This is a genomic window from Parabacteroides sp. AF14-59 (genome assembly GCF_003479515.1).
Classification (GTDB): domain Bacteria; phylum Bacteroidota; class Bacteroidia; order Bacteroidales; family Tannerellaceae; genus Parabacteroides; species Parabacteroides faecis.
The window spans coordinates 127,341-143,072 of sequence record NZ_QUHH01000010.1; the positions used below are offsets into that span (position 1 = coordinate 127,341).

13 protein-coding genes are annotated in these 15,732 nt (G+C 42.9%); 4 read left to right on the forward strand and 9 right to left on the reverse strand.

The features are described 5' to 3' along the window. Window positions 1-654, reverse strand: a complete 654-nt coding sequence (locus DWW23_RS12700) for a TatD family hydrolase (protein ID WP_122353657.1) — start codon at window positions 652-654, stop codon at window positions 1-3. 339 nt (window positions 655-993) lie between these two features. Between DWW23_RS12700 and DWW23_RS12705 the strand changes: the two genes are divergently transcribed. After that, window positions 994-3,171, forward strand: a complete 2,178-nt coding sequence (locus DWW23_RS12705; RefSeq protein WP_122353658.1) for a hypothetical protein — start codon at window positions 994-996, stop codon at window positions 3,169-3,171. A 15-nt stretch (window positions 3,172-3,186) separates the two neighbouring features. Here the strand turns inward: DWW23_RS12705 and yidD are convergent, their stop codons facing one another. From yidD to DWW23_RS12725, 4 genes are read right to left on the reverse strand one after another with little or no spacing between them, the layout of a single operon-like run. Then, the gene (yidD, locus tag DWW23_RS12710) at window positions 3,187-3,408 is read right to left on the reverse strand and encodes a membrane protein insertion efficiency factor YidD (protein WP_122353659.1); all 222 of its coding nucleotides are present in this window, start codon (window positions 3,406-3,408) and stop codon (window positions 3,187-3,189) included. After that, window positions 3,408-3,794 (reverse strand): ribonuclease P protein component, encoded by a 387-nt coding sequence (rnpA, locus tag DWW23_RS12715; protein WP_122353660.1) that lies wholly within the window; start codon window positions 3,792-3,794, stop codon window positions 3,408-3,410. The genes yidD and rnpA overlap by 1 nt, the downstream gene beginning before the upstream one ends. Beyond that, on the reverse strand, window positions 3,784-4,551 hold the full coding sequence (locus DWW23_RS12720; RefSeq protein WP_183670590.1) for a uroporphyrinogen-III synthase: 768 nt from the start codon (window positions 4,549-4,551) through the stop codon (window positions 3,784-3,786). Before DWW23_RS12720 ends, rnpA begins: the two co-directional genes overlap by 11 nt. Continuing rightward, on the reverse strand, window positions 4,548-5,276 hold the full coding sequence (locus tag DWW23_RS12725) for a DUF4271 domain-containing protein (RefSeq protein WP_122353714.1): 729 nt from the start codon (window positions 5,274-5,276) through the stop codon (window positions 4,548-4,550). The genes DWW23_RS12720 and DWW23_RS12725 overlap by 4 nt, the downstream gene beginning before the upstream one ends. A gap of 79 nt (window positions 5,277-5,355) precedes the next feature. Between DWW23_RS12725 and DWW23_RS12730 the strand changes: the two genes are divergently transcribed. Next, window positions 5,356-6,585: a zinc-dependent metalloproteinase lipoprotein gene (locus DWW23_RS12730; RefSeq protein WP_158583183.1), complete on the forward strand. Its 1,230-nt coding sequence runs from the start codon at window positions 5,356-5,358 to the stop codon at window positions 6,583-6,585. A gap of 200 nt (window positions 6,586-6,785) precedes the next feature. On the opposite strand, the gene lpdA is transcribed toward DWW23_RS12730, so the two are convergent. From lpdA to DWW23_RS12750, 4 genes are read right to left on the reverse strand one after another with little or no spacing between them, the layout of a single operon-like run. Then, entirely contained in the window at window positions 6,786-8,132 is a 1,347-nt protein-coding gene (gene lpdA / locus DWW23_RS12735) for a dihydrolipoyl dehydrogenase (protein ID WP_122353663.1), read from the reverse strand. 10 nt (window positions 8,133-8,142) lie between these two features. Further along, window positions 8,143-8,529, reverse strand: coding sequence for a hypothetical protein (locus DWW23_RS12740; protein ID WP_122353664.1), 387 nt, complete (start codon window positions 8,527-8,529; stop codon window positions 8,143-8,145). Further along, entirely contained in the window at window positions 8,526-8,948 is a 423-nt protein-coding gene (locus DWW23_RS12745; RefSeq protein ID WP_122353665.1) for a PH domain-containing protein, read from the reverse strand. The genes DWW23_RS12740 and DWW23_RS12745 overlap by 4 nt, the downstream gene beginning before the upstream one ends. Before the next feature lies 1 nt (window position 8,949). Further along, window positions 8,950-9,336, reverse strand: a complete 387-nt coding sequence (locus DWW23_RS12750; protein ID WP_122353666.1) for a hypothetical protein — start codon at window positions 9,334-9,336, stop codon at window positions 8,950-8,952. Window positions 9,337-10,443: 1,107 nt separating this feature from the next. Here DWW23_RS12750 and DWW23_RS12755 point away from each other — a divergent pair. After that, a complete protein-coding gene (locus DWW23_RS12755; RefSeq protein ID WP_122353667.1) occupies window positions 10,444-13,644 on the forward strand; it encodes a TonB-dependent receptor in 3,201 nt (1,066 codons plus the stop codon). An 11-nt stretch (window positions 13,645-13,655) separates the two neighbouring features. Beyond that, entirely contained in the window at window positions 13,656-15,680 is a 2,025-nt protein-coding gene (locus DWW23_RS12760) for a RagB/SusD family nutrient uptake outer membrane protein (RefSeq protein ID WP_122353668.1), read from the forward strand. Window positions 15,681-15,732 lie beyond the last annotated feature (52 nt).

Sequence of the window (15,732 nt, forward strand, 5' to 3'; positions counted from 1 at the left end):
TCATTTAACCAGAAACAAGCGACGTATTGTTTGTTCTACTTGCCTACTTAATTCTTCAACAGACACTTGGAGAGTAAAAGCAATACGTTGATAAATAGTCTGTATAGGGTAAGACGATTCATCTGTTTCCATCAACAGATGATCAGGCCATGCTTTTCGTAAAGCCGATTCCTGAAAATGTTCCCCAAAAGACAGATAAAAACCCTGTTTCAACAATTGTTCTGCCAAGTCACCTTTCTTCCGGAAACCATGAATAATCCAAGGCATCGAGGGATTGTGCTTTTTACGAATTACGATCAATTCATCCCATGCCTTGACACAATGGATTATCAGAGGTTTTTTCAATTCTTCAGAAATAAGAATCTGCTCTTCAAACAACTTAACCTGTAGATCGAACGATGCAGACACCTGTTTATCCAAACCGGCTTCTCCAATCATTATAACCTGCCTCTTACAGGCTAAGTCCCGAAAACGGGCTAGCTGATCTTCTATCTTATCTGCCTGTATATACCACGGATGAATACCACAAGATAAAGGTTGCCCGAAAGGTAGATCAGAAATTGTCTTCTCCTTTACAACCACATTATAACAGGTAACCACATTTTCCACTACAGCCGTTTGTTCCGCATGGGTATGTATATCATAATACTGCATATATAAAGTCTGTCTTCTTTAATTGTTCCATGATAAAAAACAAATATAATGAACTACTAGGATAAACATAATTGTTTATACATGTATTTTTTATATATTGCATTTACTAATGATTAAAACACCACTATTATGAAACATTTCTACTATTCAATATACTGGGGAGACAATGGATGTGTAAACGCTTTGTCTAGAATTGGAATCTTACGAGTTGTTTTCAAATAAAAACGGAATATGTCAAAATTCATATTAACATTAACTTTTCTATTCTACTTACAATATAGTTCCGCTCAAAGTTTCCGGGCGGAACACATTTTTCTTGTTCCAGAAAAGGAAAATTGTATGCCTGATGATACACTGTTAGTCAGAGGCCAACTACTTGCTGCAAACACACAGGATTTCTTTCCATACAGTCGATATATCTATCTGGAATGCATCAACCAGAACGATTCTCTCTTGCTCAGACAAAAAGTAACGTGTGATGAAAAAGGTTATTTTTATACTTTCATCCCAACACAAATAGAATGGAATACTAATATCTGTTACCTACGGGCATATACCCGACTTATGCAAAACTATTCAACAGAAAGCTTTGCGATCGCCCCATTTTTATTGGGAACAACACAGCCGCAAAAAAAAGAGCCTACCAGCGAAATACATAGCCGTTTTTTTCCAGAAGGAGGCAAATTCGTGAACGGATTCCAACAAAACGTAGTATTTCAGCTAACAGATGATGACGGTTTCTCAGTCTCCAATACCCAGACTACCCTTTTGGATGAAAAAAACGATACAATAATACATCATATTCCTGTTTCTGAAAATGGGTTAGGAAAGTTCACTTTCCAACCGGAAACAGATAAACAATATCGGTTACAGACAGAATATGACGGACGTTTCTTTTCTTTCCCTCTGAAAATAAATCCCGAAGAAGCCACTTTACAAGCTATTATAAATAGAAACCGTTTGTCATGCCGTATCCTATCAAACGAAAAAGGGAGTCATTTCCGGCTATTCCTGTATCATGCCAATAAAGGACTACAAGAAATACCCTTTCATGCCGAAGAGAAGATAGCTGCTGTCAACTTATCCGATTATTCGACAGGAATACTCGCCCTTTTTTTGACAGACAGCGAATTAAATTTGTTAAGTGAACGTATTTTATGGCAAGAAGGCTTGGATGAAAAACAAACTACATTCAACTGCTTATTACCACAAACAGCTGTATCCCCACAAGATACCCTGAAATTTCAACTGGATACCCCACAGAATAGTTCCGTTTTCGTTCGGATAGCCCGACAACATGACTTACTTGCTACACAAGCCTACCCAACTTTATGGTTTAGCGGAAACATCACATCACCAATTCGTTTCCCATTTATAAATAGTCTACAGACAGAAGACCTGAATACGGAGTTAAGTCATTGGTTATATACAACCCGCTTTGTTCTTTTTGCACCTGAAACCATATTAAAAGAAGGAATGGTTTACAAATATCCTATCGAAGACGGACTTTTCCTATCAGGGAAAGCCAGAAAAGACAAAGACAAGCCTTTCGGTCCCGGACTAATTGATGTACAAAACACAAAAGATCTTTCTTTTTATTCCGGCGAAATTGATCAAGAGGGGAACTTCGTTGTTCCGGTCGACAATTACCCGAACGGAACCGGATTTCTGTTGACCGGAAAAAACAATAAAGGGAAAAAAGCAAACTGCTCGTTTACCTTGTTAGAAGAAACATATCCGGAAGTCACAATATCGAACCCACTATTCCCTAGAACCAGACTACAAACAGATATTATACTGGGTGATACCAGCATCCGATACAGTATCGATGAAAATAAACAACGTGTTTATCATATCGACAATGTAACCGTACAAACTCATAAAAAAGTTGACTTCCGGGAAATGAACCGGAATCCCAATAATTTTATCGGCGAAGAGACCTTGTCTAAACGCTCTGGTCAAAGTATACGTTCTTTATTGAACCGATTCACAAAAATAAGTTTGATAATGAGCAAGGGAAGCGGCACCGGCGAGATTGGATTATTACAGAAAGCGGCTGCATACCAGGAATCCAAAGAAAGAGAGAAGATGGAAAGAGACTACAACGAACTGACTATCGTTTGGAAATCGGCAAAATACAGTTCCCTAGGCGGAGAAAATACACCGCTGAATATTGTCGTGAATGGCGAACCAGTTTTCGGAAACATCGAACATATACTGCAATGGAATGCCGGAGACATCAAATCTATCGAACTGATCGAACCAAAAGACTCACGCTGCGTGATTTACAACACTCCTAACGGGGCAATTGCTATCGAAACATTAAAAGAACCCCGAATATATGAAAACGATCCACTAGGTGAAATGGTTTATCCTTTCGGACTCACTATCACAGATAAACAACCAGCCAAACATATCAAAGCACCGTCGCAACCGGGAAAATACCGCCTGCTTATCGACGTGATAACAGATGATAAGAGAATCATCTCTTTCAACAAAGAATTTGAAGTAAAGTAAAGGATAGGGATCGGTTCAGGGAACCGGGTCATACCCGCTCCCACCCCAGGGATGGCATCGGAGCAGCCGTTTGACAGCAAGGTAAAGTCCTTTGACGGGACCATATTTTTTCAGGGCTTGCACAGCATATTCGGAACAGGTAGGTGTATACCTGCATGAAGCCGGTGTCATAGGAGAAATACAATATTTATAGAAATAGACCGGCAACAGGAGAAGTGCAGTAAAGAATTTCTTCATTATTCTTTTTCACGCAAGATCCGGATCGCTTTCGTCATCGCCTTTTCCATATCGGTGAAGGGATGTATTTCCTTATCCAGATAGAGGAAAGCAATCAGCATGCGTTGATTTTTTTCTGTCAACGGATCGATCAGATCGTATTTACGTACCCGATAAGCTTCACGTACCTGACGTTTGATCAGGTTCCGTTTTACGGCACGTTTGAATTTCTTTTTGGGGACACTGATCAGGATAGAGACGGGAACAGACATCTCTTCCTCCAGCGGTAAATAAACGACCCGCAGTGGAAACGCTACAAACGATTGTCCTTTTTCAAATAACAGGTCAATGTAACGTTTCCACGACAGGCGTTCTTCTTTTGAAAGGGTATACCTTCTATTTTCCATTCTTTTTGTTTCCGCCCAACTCTTTCTTCAGATACAAATCCAAAGCAGCCGTCATTGAAGGAGCTTCAGGTGTTGGCGCTTCCACGTCTAATCGCAAACCGGCATCCTTTACAGCTTTTGCTGTCGTAGGGCCGAAACAACCGATCTTTATATCTTCCTGCTTAAAATTCGGGAAGTTTTTCAACAAAGAAGAAATACCTGAAGGGCTGAAAAATACCAACATATCGTAATCGAACTCCTCATCTTTAGCAAATTCGTTACTTACCGTTCTATACATCACGGCCTTTGTATAGTTGATCTTCTTCGCTTCAAGCAAACTTAACAAATCATCTTTATGCACGTCAGAAACCGGCACCAGATATTTTTCTTTTGCATGTTTTGCAATAACAGTCACCAGATCTTCAGGCTTTCCGGTCTGACCGAAAAAGATTTTACGCTTCCTGTATACAATATACTTCTGAAGGTAAACTGCAATAGCTTCCGTCATACAGAAATACTTCATTGTTTCCGGAATAGTGACACGTAGTTCTTCACATAAATGGAAAAAGTGGTCGATAGCTGTACGGGCGGTAAAGATTACTGCCGTATAGTCCAGAATAGAAATTCTCTGCTGTCTAAACTCTTTGGAAGAAAGAGCTTCTACTTTGATAAAAGGACGGAAGTCGATCTCGACCCCATATTTCTCTGCAATGTCGAAATACGGTGACTTCTCGGATGCAGGCTTCGGTTGTGATACCAGCAACTTTTTGATGTTCAATGCCATAGAGTACTCGTCTCAATAAAGTTATACAAAAAAATCATACCTTCATACAAAAATATAAGGGGTAAGATTTCTTGGGTGCAAAGGTACAAACTAATATATAAAAAACCGACATTATTCTTGTGAAATATACGTATTGTCTTATAAATTATTACAAAACGACACAAAAAATAGAAAATACAAAACATTATTACGGGAGCCAATGTTTTACTTCCCACGAACATCAACCACACTACCGGAATATATAACAAAATGCCCCATGCTCCCATAATGGCGTTATAATTTTTTTTCCAGAACTTGTACTTATCGGGCGCTGCAAACACAAATCCCAACAGATAGTAACTCAGTTGTTTGAACTGATAGAACAAGAACAGCACACCAAAAAGGACGGCAATAGCCAACAAGACCTCTTTCTCCCCCTGCAAACCGACCATTCCCCGTGTCCGGCCTATCGAAAACAAAGCGATACTACAAAGAAACAATGCCTGAAAAGTCATAAAATTGCGAAAGAAAGATCCGCTCTTCCCTATCGTTTCGTCAAACAGGTTCTGCCGCTCCTTCAAGTATATCACATCTTTCATCATCTTTATAAAATGCTGAAAATTAGATCGGAATATTATGGCAAAGGCAATAAGCAAGGATAGCAGCAGCGTGAAGATGACATCATCTATCAGCTGTCCGTCCCACAAACGAATGCCTACATATCCTTCAAACAAATCCATGTATTTTTTATTTCGTGCAAAGGTAGGGATAAAAACATTATCTTTGTATCATGTACTCTCAATAACAAAATTTCCAGTTATGAAAACGAAATATTTATTCCTTATATGCACTTTATGCACCCTGGCGCTCTTTACCGTAAGCTGTAGTGACTCCGATTCTTCGGCAGTCGAATTATCGGCATCGGCATTCGACGAAGTCAGCAGCGAGGGTGTCTCTCTGACGGTGGATATCATCTGTAATTCTTCCTGGACGGCAGAAAGTTCGGCTAGCTGGTGCAGCATCTCCCAGACCGAAGGAACAGGAAATCAGACCCTCAGCCTTTCTGTCGGGGCCAACCTGAATGACAAACCGAGAAGGGCGACGATCATCGTGACATCCCACCGGACACAGAAAACCGTCACCGTCACACAAAACGCGGGTAACGGCGATATAGACGGATATGCTTACGAATTGCCTGTTTACTTCCACGTCCTGTACAATAACAGTGCACAGAATGTTCCGCAAAGCAGGATAGAGACGATCCTGACTGCCGTCAACAAGCTCTATCAGTATAATAATATGAATCTCACATTCAAAATAGCTGAAATAGAACCAATTTCATCCGCCACAGCTTCCATCAGTTGTGAAGAATTTATGTACAGTGAAAAAGGGACCGACCATTACAAGCTAATGAAAGATCCTAACTCATATATCAATGTATTCCTTTATGCTTTCGAGGAGGATGATGTACTAGGTGTCTCACATTTACCGCTGACAACGCAACAAAATTATCTGGAAGGACTGACACTGACAGACTATTCAAATATCCAGGCGTCACAACTTTCGAACATTTACTGTGTATCCATCAACACGAACTATATAAATGCAGGAGTTAGCCAATACAGTCCGAACGATCCGATTATTACCCTCGCACATGAGCTGGGGCACTATCTGGGCCTGCATCATCCTTTTGCTGAAGACGAGAACGGTGCAGCGGCCAATGAGTGCAAGGATACGGACTATTGCGAAGATACACCTTCCTACAACAAAGTCGAATACGATGCGTGGCTGGGAGGACTACCCGCAGGTAATTATGATCTCGAATATTTGTCGCAGCGGAGCAACTGCCAGGGAGAGGAGTTCATTTCCGACAATCTGATGGATTACGCATACAGTCTCACGAACAAATTTACGGAAGACCAGTACACAAGAGTACGCCATGTCTTAAATTACAGCCCCCTCATCCCGGGACCAAAAATCCAGACAAAGGCTGGCACTCGTACATCTTCGGAAGAGACGTTGCAAATACCTTTCCGCACGATACAATAACAGGAAGTGGTACTGCTAAAATAAAATGGAGATGTGTCAAAAGTCCGTAATAAAGAACGCAGAATACGCAGACAGAGCGCAGAGTCTCGCAGACTATATGATTATTAATATATAAATCTGCGAGACTCTGTGAATTCTGCGTCATCTGCGGTCGCTAATCGCTTTCTGACACATCGCCATTCATGTATAAAAGGTTTTTATTATAAGGCTTCTTTTATAATTTCACCGACTGTCGGATGCGGGAATACGATCGATTTCAGTTCCTCGGCCGTCATTTCTTTTTCAATGGCGATGCCTGCGATAACAACCAGTTCGGAAGCCGGATTACCTAACAGATGCGCTCCTATCACCGTCTCGTCTTCCGAGAGGATCAGTTTACAAACGCCGTTACCCTGTTCGTTCTCCGCCACAAAACGGCCGGAAAAAGCCATCGGCAGCTTCTTCACGATATAAGGGATTCCTTCCGCCTGCAATTCTTCCTCCGTCTTGCCTACACCGGCTATTTCCGGATTGGTATAGACCACACCCGGAATTGCTTTATAGCTCATACCGGCCCCAGACTTACCTAAAATATGTTTAACCGCTACTTCCGCCTCACTGACTGCCGTATGGGCCAGCAGAGAGAACGCAGTGATATCCCCGCAGGCATAGACATTCGGAAGAGATGTCTGCATATATTGGTTTACTTTTATGCCGTTACGGAAAGGCTCCGGAGATAAAGTCTCCAGTCCGAATCCTTTCGTCACCGGACGACGCCCCACGCTCAAAAGCACTTTTTCGCCCTCGATCACGAAGCTCTCCCCATCTTTCTCTACGGTCACTTCACCTCCGTGAACGGCTGTCACCTTATGCCCCAGATAAAACCGAATGCCTCTCTTGGCGTATTCAGCCTGAAGCATTTCAGAAAGCTCCTTATCCATCGGGCCCAGTATCTTATCCAGCATTTCCACCACATGGACTTCGGTTCCCATACTATTAAAGAAAGAGGCGAACTCCATACCTATCACCCCACCGCCGATAATGACGAGAGAAGCAGGAAGTTCTTTCGTCTGCAAGGCTTCCCGGCTTGTCCAATAGTCGGTTTCTGCCAATCCGGGGATAGGAGGAATAACCGTTTCCGAGCCTGTGCACAGCAATAAGTTTGCAGCTTCATACGTTTCCTCTCCACATACAATGGAGATCGTACCGTCGGCAGCACGCCCTTTTATCTCCGCTTCGCCGTTAACGACAACGACACCATGCTCCGTCATCTTCATACGGATACCGGCTGTCAGTTTCTTCACGACCTTATTCTTACGGGCAATGATTTTAGGAAAATCGAAAGTAGGGTTCTCCGCCTTGACGGCATATTTCTGTGCATGTTTTATGGTATCATACACTTTAGCCGAATAAAGAAGTGTTTTTGTAGGAACACAACCTTCATTAAGGCAGACACCGCCCAACGCATTCTTTTCAAACAACACAGTGGATAATCCACCCGCTGCCGCTTTTTCAGCAGCTGTATAACCGGCTGGTCCCCCGCCAATTATAGCAACATCGTATTTCATGTTATCAGATTTAATTAAGTTTTATATTTGGGTTAATTTCCTGCAATGTAGATATGAAAGCGTCAATATCTTTCAGAGGGAAGAAACGCTTTTGCTCTGCTTTCCCGTTCGGCCAAAGATAATACACTGTTACTCCCTTACTTTTCCTTTCCAGTCTGTCAATCAGTTCCACATCTATAATTCCATTTCCGGTAAGTTTATTATCATTTGTCAGATGATAAGGATTCCGCATCATTAACACATAGAAAAGAATAAAGGCAGAAGGCATCATCAACATATAATAGTTAGTACGATCCATACTCATAGCAACAAACAGTCCTATCGCCACAAGGAAATAGGCAGTAACGGGAAACCATGTCGACCAGTGGCTATAATCTTTTCTGAAAGTCGCTTTCATAATATCCCAATATTATTCCTAATCTCGATATCCGGATTGAACTTCTTCAGTAACTTCACAAACTCTTTTTCATTCTGCGGAGATATCAGCATCCACATTTTACCTTCTTTCCAGATCACGATCCGGTCCAGAGATAAAGAATAACTGAAAACGGGAAGAATAGACGGTTGCAACGCCTCTATATCGGCTATGGCGATTTCTTTTTTAGGAAAAAAGCCACAGCGGAGCAACAACATTCCGTCAGTCGTAACCACATAGTAGGTATTGAAAAACACATGCAATGTCAACGCACTGGCAACTAATGTACTAACAATTGCTGCAACATTCTGATGCAATACGGATACGACACACAGGATTGCCAACACAATAATCAACAGATGGTACCACCATCCGATCTTAGATTTAAAGACTCTATCCATTTCACGAATTTTCGCGCAAGATAGTCATTTCTTCATTTACTTGTTGTAAAGCAGCCACAAAACCTTCGGTATCGACCGGATGGACGGTGTTGGTATACTCCTTGTCTTTATAAGGCTTGCCATAATAGATTACTACGCTACCCGATTGCTTGATAAATAACTTCTCTATATCTTTTACCGGGATTGCCACAAAGTTACCCTGTGTCAGATAACCCTTGTCAATCTTATAAGAGTATAATGCAGGCACAATAAAAACAAGGATCAGAATATAGGCTGCCGGCTGCCGTATCTCATTCAAATACAGTAATCCAAAAAGGATAAGCATACTAACTGCTATCGCAACATGTTTTGGAGTCACTAGTTTCTTTCTAAACGTCTGCTTTTCCATAATCTCACCTATTAAAGTTAGTAATAAGCAATATTACGAAATTCTGCTCATATTAAAAAGTTTACGGGCTTTAATATCATCATATAAAAGCATAAATAACAAAATAAAGGCAAAGTACCGTATTTTATGACACAATACTCGAATAAAGCCTCTTTTCGTAACCAAGTCATCTGATAAAAAGTCCTTTTAGAATATTCAATTAAACATATATTAACTATAATCCTTTCTAAACCCATTCCTCAGCCTTTTCAATTTTTTTTGCAAACTCGTTTTAAACGAATTATTTTTTGTTTTAAATGAGTTGGTGATTCATTTTAAATGAAATATATGTTAATTACACTCAAAAAACGCATCAAAAAGTAACAAGACGAGAACACAATATATGTTTTTCAACAGGATTAACCATCTAAAACAAGACTAACAAAAGAGAGCATCCAAATTACACTATGACTACAATTTCACCACATAAGAATAATCCGGGACAATAAACAGAAATACAACAAGCTAATTGAACGCATTATCCAAGTAAATAAATCTTTATGATATTCCTCAACTTCTTGAGAACAGCACAAAATCCGAATATCTTATAAGCGGTTCATTACAAACCAGCCATTAGAAGATAAAATAGCATTTTGACATATCAGTGATATATTAAAATGGAATAGTTTAATTATTAGATTTATTCTATATATGGCAAAAGAGATGAGTGTTTTTTTCAAAGTACAGCAGCAGAAAAGAAATTGCCCTAAAAATAGTATCATAGTTCTGATAGAACTATTTTTATTATCGGCACAAATATATAATATATTTTTTAATATTTCATCTTTTAACGCAAGATTTTATCAACAAAGGCTAGTGATTGTATAATTTATTTAAAATAAGCACCACGTATATAATATAAATGATATCAACCCGGATAATTCCTCTATAACATAGAACATATAGGCTCATCATTCATACAAAGATTTATAAATAGAATAAGTTCTATCAGAACTTATATAGAGGAGAAGTATGAAATGAGCTGCGCTAGACGCGTAAACAACTGATTAACTTAGGGATACCTTAGAGTTAAAAGCTTTCAATTTAAACAAAATTAAAGACACTATTATGCTGAAAAAAACACAAACTGTTAGCTTTCTGCTGCTATCATTAGCCCTCTCTTTCGGAGGAAACGTGTATGCTTCTGAAGTGGGTACTGAAACTTCAATCACGCAACAGGCAGAAAAAATCACAGGGACCATTGAGGATGAGTTCGGTCCCGTAACCGGCGCTTCCGTGGTAGTAAAAGGAACAACGAACGGAACCGTCACAGACATGAACGGTAAGTTCAGTTTATCAAACGTGAAAAAAGGAGACGTCATCGTAATCTCTTTTATCGGTTATGTTACTCAAGAAGTAAAATACACCGGTCAGGATGCCATCAGAGTACAGTTAAAGGAAGACTCACAAACACTCGACGAGGTGGTTGTAGTCGGTTTCGGTACACAAAAGAAAGTCAATTTGACCGGTGCCGTGAGCATGGTCAATGCGGAAGTGATCGAATCGAGACCCGTTCAGAATGTATCTCAAGCCCTGCAGGGTGTTGTTCCCGGTTTGAACTTTACGGTGAACAGTAACGGAGGAACACTGGATAACACGATGAATGTAAACATCCGTGGTGCCGGTACGATCGGTGACGGTTCCGGTTCATCTCCTTTGGTCCTGATCGACGGTATCGAAGGTAATATGAACACGATCAACCCGGCCGATATCGAATCTATCTCCGTATTGAAAGATGCCGCCTCATCTTCGATCTACGGTTCACGCGCCTCTTTCGGTGTGATCCTGATCAAGACAAAAGGGGGACAATCCGGAAAAGTAAATGTAAACTATACGGGTAACGTCCGCTTCACGGATGCACTGCAGATACCGGAAATGATGGATTCATATCAATTCGCCCAGTATTTCAATGCAGCCGCAGCTAATGCCGGACAAAGTGCCGTGTTCAGTGCCGAGGTGATGCAGCGTATCCAGGATTACCAGGCTGGAAAAATATCGACTGTCTCGACACCCAACGCACAAGGTAAATGGAATATGTATGCAGGAGCGAATGCCAACACGAACTGGTTTAAAGAAGTATACCGCGACTGGGTACCTTCGCATGAGCACAATCTGAGCGTCAGCGGCGGATCAGAAAAAGTCACTTATCGTGTCAGCGGTAGTTTCCTGAACCAGCAGGGTCTGATACGTTTCGGGGAAGACCGTTTCAAACGTTACACCATGGACGCAAAGATCTCGGCAAAGTTGACAGATTGGGCAACGTTGAATTATACCAACAAATGGACACGCGAGGACTACAGCCGTCCCACTTATATGACCGGCTTGTTCTTCCATAATATCGCCCGCCGCTGGCCGACTTGTCCGGTATATGATGACAACGGTCACCTGACCGACGGTATGGAATTGATCCAGATGCAGGATGGTGGTAAGCAGACACACCAGAAAAACTACTATACACAACAGATAGGATTGAAGTTCGAACCGATCAAAGACTGGACGATCAATGTGGATGGCAATATGCGTACGCATACCAATAACCAGCATTACGCCGTACTACCGGTTTCCGCCTATTACGCAGACGGATCTCCGTATTATGTCAGCTGGGATGGCGGCGCTTCTTATTCACCGGGGGCCAGCCGTGTATATGAATATCGGTATACTGAAGATTATTTTACAACAAATATCTATACCGACTATTCTAAAACGATCAATGACCATTATTTCAAAGTGATGGCCGGTTTCAACGCGGAATTAACGAAATACGATACGACTTCAGGACGAGGCGACAAGCTGATCTCAGGAGAAACTCCTTACCTGAGCCAGACAACATCGGAACAGAAAGTGACCGGCGGCCGGGCAGAAAACTCGGTAGCAGGCTTCTTCGGACGTATCAATTACAACTATAAAGATCGCTATATGGTCGAGTTGAACGGTCGTTACGATGGTTCTTCCCGTTTCATCGGCGATAAACGCTGGGGATTCTTCCCTTCCGTATCCGGAGGATGGAACATTGCCCGTGAAGAGTTTTTCAGTGATTGGTCGAATCTTTTCAGCACCCTGAAGTTGAGAGCATCCTGGGGACAGTTGGGAAATACGGACACGAAAGATGCCTGGTATCCTTTCTATCAGACAATGCCGACAGGGACTGCTACAGGTACGTGGCTGGTCGACGGAACGAAACCGAACGTAGCCGGACTGCCGGGTATCGTCAGTTCTTTAAAAACATGGGAAACGATCGAATCGTGGGATGTCGGTCTAGATTGGGCTTTGCTCGGCAACCGTTTAACAGGTTCATTCGACTACTTTACACGTTACACATACGACATGATCGGTCCGGCTCCCGAACTACCGGGCGTACTGGGTGCTTCCCCTCCGAAAATCAATAACTCGGATATGAAATCGTACGGTTTTGAACTGGAACTGTCCTGGAGAGACCGTGTCGGTGATTTCAACTACGGAGCAAAATTCGTATTGTCTGACGCCAAACAGAAGATCACCAGATACCCGAATGAGTCGAGATCGTTGGATATCGCTCACTACAACGGGAAAATGCTGAACGAGATCTGGGGATACACTACTGTAGGCATCGCCCAGTCGCAGGCAGAAATGGACGCACACCTTGCCAATAACAAGCCTAGTTGGGGAGCCAGCTGGAGTGCAGGTGATATCATGTATGCCGACCTGAACGGAGACGGCGTTATCAACAGCGGTGCCAATACGGTAGACGAACCGGGCGACCGTAAGGTCATCGGTAACAGCACACCTCGTTATAACTTCGGTTTAACGCTGGATGCTTCCTGGAAAGGTCTCGACTTTTCCGTATTCTTCCAGGGAATAGCCAAACGTGATTACTGGTTAAGCGGCCCGTATTTCTGGGGTGCTTCAGGCGGAATGTGGCAATCGGCCGGGTTCACAGAACACTGGGACTTCTGGCGCGGAGCCGACGATCCTCTGGGAGCGAACCTGAACGCTTATTACCCACGGGCTAGTTTTGACGGAGCTAAAAACCAATATGTACAGAGCGGTTACCTGCAGAACGCAGCATATATCCGTATGAAAAACATCCAAGTAGGCTATACATTGCCGAAACAATGGGTTTCAAAGGCGGGCATGTCTTCTGTCCGTGTCTACATCTCCGGCGACAACCTGCTTACGATATCTGACATTACCGGCGTATTCGACCCGGAAACTCTCGGCGGAGATTATGGAGACGGCAAGCTGTATCCATTGTGTAAAACTATATCTGTTGGTTTAAATGTTAATTTCTAAATTATCCGATCATGAAACTAAATTTTAAAAGCATATATATCTATTCGATTGTAGCGGCAGCCGGTCTGTCGATGCCGTCGTGCAATGATTTTCTGGACAGAGAGCCGATCTCCAGTATCACTCCCCAGCAATACTTCAATTCGGCAGAAGAACTGGGAGCCTATGCGATCAACTATTATAATTCGATCATCCCCAGTTATGCAGATGCCTATGCAGCCGGTCCGTTGAATGCGGACAGAAACACGGACAATATGGTTGTAGGGGAAGCCAATACAACTTATTTTGCTTCCAACCGCTGGTTGGTACCCTCTTCCGGCAGCCCTGATTTCTCGCTGATACGTGCCATGAACTATTTCCTGGAACAAGTTTTACCGAAATATGAGGCAGGTAGCATCTCCGGTACGGAGGAAAATATCCGGCATTATATCGGGGAGATTTATTTTATGCGTGCCTCGGTTTACTTCGACCGTTTAAGATCGTATGGCGATTATCCTATCATAACGACCGTACCGGTCGATGAAACGTCAGAACTGGTAGAGTTGAGCAAGCGTTCCCCGCGTAATGAAGTGGCTCGTTTCATCCTGGAAGACCTCGACCGCGCTATCTCCATGCTGAAAAGCGGTACTGCTTTCAACAAGGTTCGTATCGGAAAGGAACTGGCTTATTTAGTAAAATCACGGGTAGCCTTATATGAAGGTACATTTGAAAAATATCACAAAGGGACACCCCGTGTTCCGGGAGAACAAGGTTGGCCGGGTGCCGACAAAGCTTACAACTCGGGGAAGAGCTTCAATATCGACGGTGAAGTCAGTTTCTTCCTGACGGAAGCGATGAACGCTGCGAAAGAAGTAGCCGACAGCCATGAACTGACACAGAACACGATGGTGATGAATCCGGCAATCAACCAGATCTACGGATGGAATCCTTATTTTGAAATGTTCTCGATGCCGACTCCGGGCACGTTGGATGAAGTGATACTCTGGCGTGATTTCGATGCCGACCTGAGTGTGACCCACGGCTTTATGGCTTACATACAGCAGGGAGGAAACAACGGTATGACGAAAAGTTACGTCGACGCTTTCCTGATGGAGAACGGGCTGCCTATCTATGCCGCCAATTCAGGCTACAAGGGAGACATAACGATCGACCAGCAGAAAGAAGACCGCGACGGCCGTCTGCAGTTATTCTTATTCGGTGAAACGACTGTGCTCGGAAATGAAGATTCGCTTCAATATTATAACGCACCGGAGGTAGTCGGTCTGACAGAACATCGCGACCGTACCGGTTTCCGTCAGCGTAAATCCTTCTGTTATGATTTTGCGCAGATACGTAACGGGGTACGGGGTACGAACGGTATCGTAACCGCACGTGCTGCCGAAGCCTATCTGAACTATCTGGAAGCATCTTACCTGAAGAACGGATCGATCGACGCTACAGCGGCCTCTTATTGGAGAAAGTTGCGTGAGCGGGCGGGTATCGATGCCGATTTCACGAAAACGATCGCTGCGACCGACCTTTCCAAGGAACCGGACTGGGGTGTTTACTCCGGCTCGCAGAAAGTGGATCCTACCCTTTATAACATTCGCCGTGAACGCCGTTGCGAATTTATCGGGGAAGGAAGAAGATGGGATGACCTGATCCGCTGGCGTTCGTTCGATGCATTGTTCTCGGAAAACATGGGGCCGTACGTTCCCGAAGGTGTCAACTTCTGGACAGAGATGCACAAGAACACGGCTTACCTGAAGAGGAACGATGCCGGTGAACTGACGAATGAATCTGCCTTGATCGAACAGAAAGACGGACTTTCTTCTGCGAACATTTCAAACCGGAATGACAGCAAATATATACGTCCGTACCGTGTAGTAAAAGAAAACAACGAGGTATGGAACGGATATAACTGGATGAAAGCCTACTATCTGAGTCCTTATTCCATCCTGGAAATGACTCTGGCTTCTCCGGATTCCAGATTGGAGACATCCAACCTGTATCAGAATCCGTACTGGCCGACAGTAGCCAGCGCATCCGCACTGGAATAAAGTTTTTCAACATACATCGATAACTCAATAAACTCAGTAAGCATTCGGGAGA

Bases quoted from the DNA above. Each gene is read 5' to 3' on its own strand.
- DWW23_RS12700 (WP_122353657.1), bottom strand. From the start codon at position 654: ATGCAGTATTATGATATACATACCCATGCGGAACAAACGGCTGTAGTG.
- DWW23_RS12705 (WP_122353658.1), top strand. From the start codon at position 994: ATGCCTGATGATACACTGTTAGTCAGAGGCCAACTACTTGCTGCAAAC.
- yidD (WP_122353659.1), bottom strand. From the start codon at position 3,408: ATGAAGAAATTCTTTACTGCACTTCTCCTGTTGCCGGTCTATTTCTAT.
- rnpA (WP_122353660.1), bottom strand. From the start codon at position 3,794: ATGGAAAATAGAAGGTATACCCTTTCAAAAGAAGAACGCCTGTCGTGG.
- DWW23_RS12725 (WP_122353714.1), bottom strand. From the start codon at position 5,276: ATGGATTTGTTTGAAGGATATGTAGGCATTCGTTTGTGGGACGGACAG.
- DWW23_RS12730 (WP_158583183.1), top strand. From the start codon at position 5,356: ATGAAAACGAAATATTTATTCCTTATATGCACTTTATGCACCCTGGCG.
- lpdA (WP_122353663.1), bottom strand. From the start codon at position 8,132: ATGAAATACGATGTTGCTATAATTGGCGGGGGACCAGCCGGTTATACA.
- DWW23_RS12740 (WP_122353664.1), bottom strand. From the start codon at position 8,529: ATGAAAGCGACTTTCAGAAAAGATTATAGCCACTGGTCGACATGGTTT.
- DWW23_RS12745 (WP_122353665.1), bottom strand. From the start codon at position 8,948: ATGGATAGAGTCTTTAAATCTAAGATCGGATGGTGGTACCATCTGTTG.
- DWW23_RS12750 (WP_122353666.1), bottom strand. From the start codon at position 9,336: ATGGAAAAGCAGACGTTTAGAAAGAAACTAGTGACTCCAAAACATGTT.
- DWW23_RS12755 (WP_122353667.1), top strand. From the start codon at position 10,444: ATGCTGAAAAAAACACAAACTGTTAGCTTTCTGCTGCTATCATTAGCC.
- DWW23_RS12760 (WP_122353668.1), top strand. From the start codon at position 13,656: ATGAAACTAAATTTTAAAAGCATATATATCTATTCGATTGTAGCGGCA.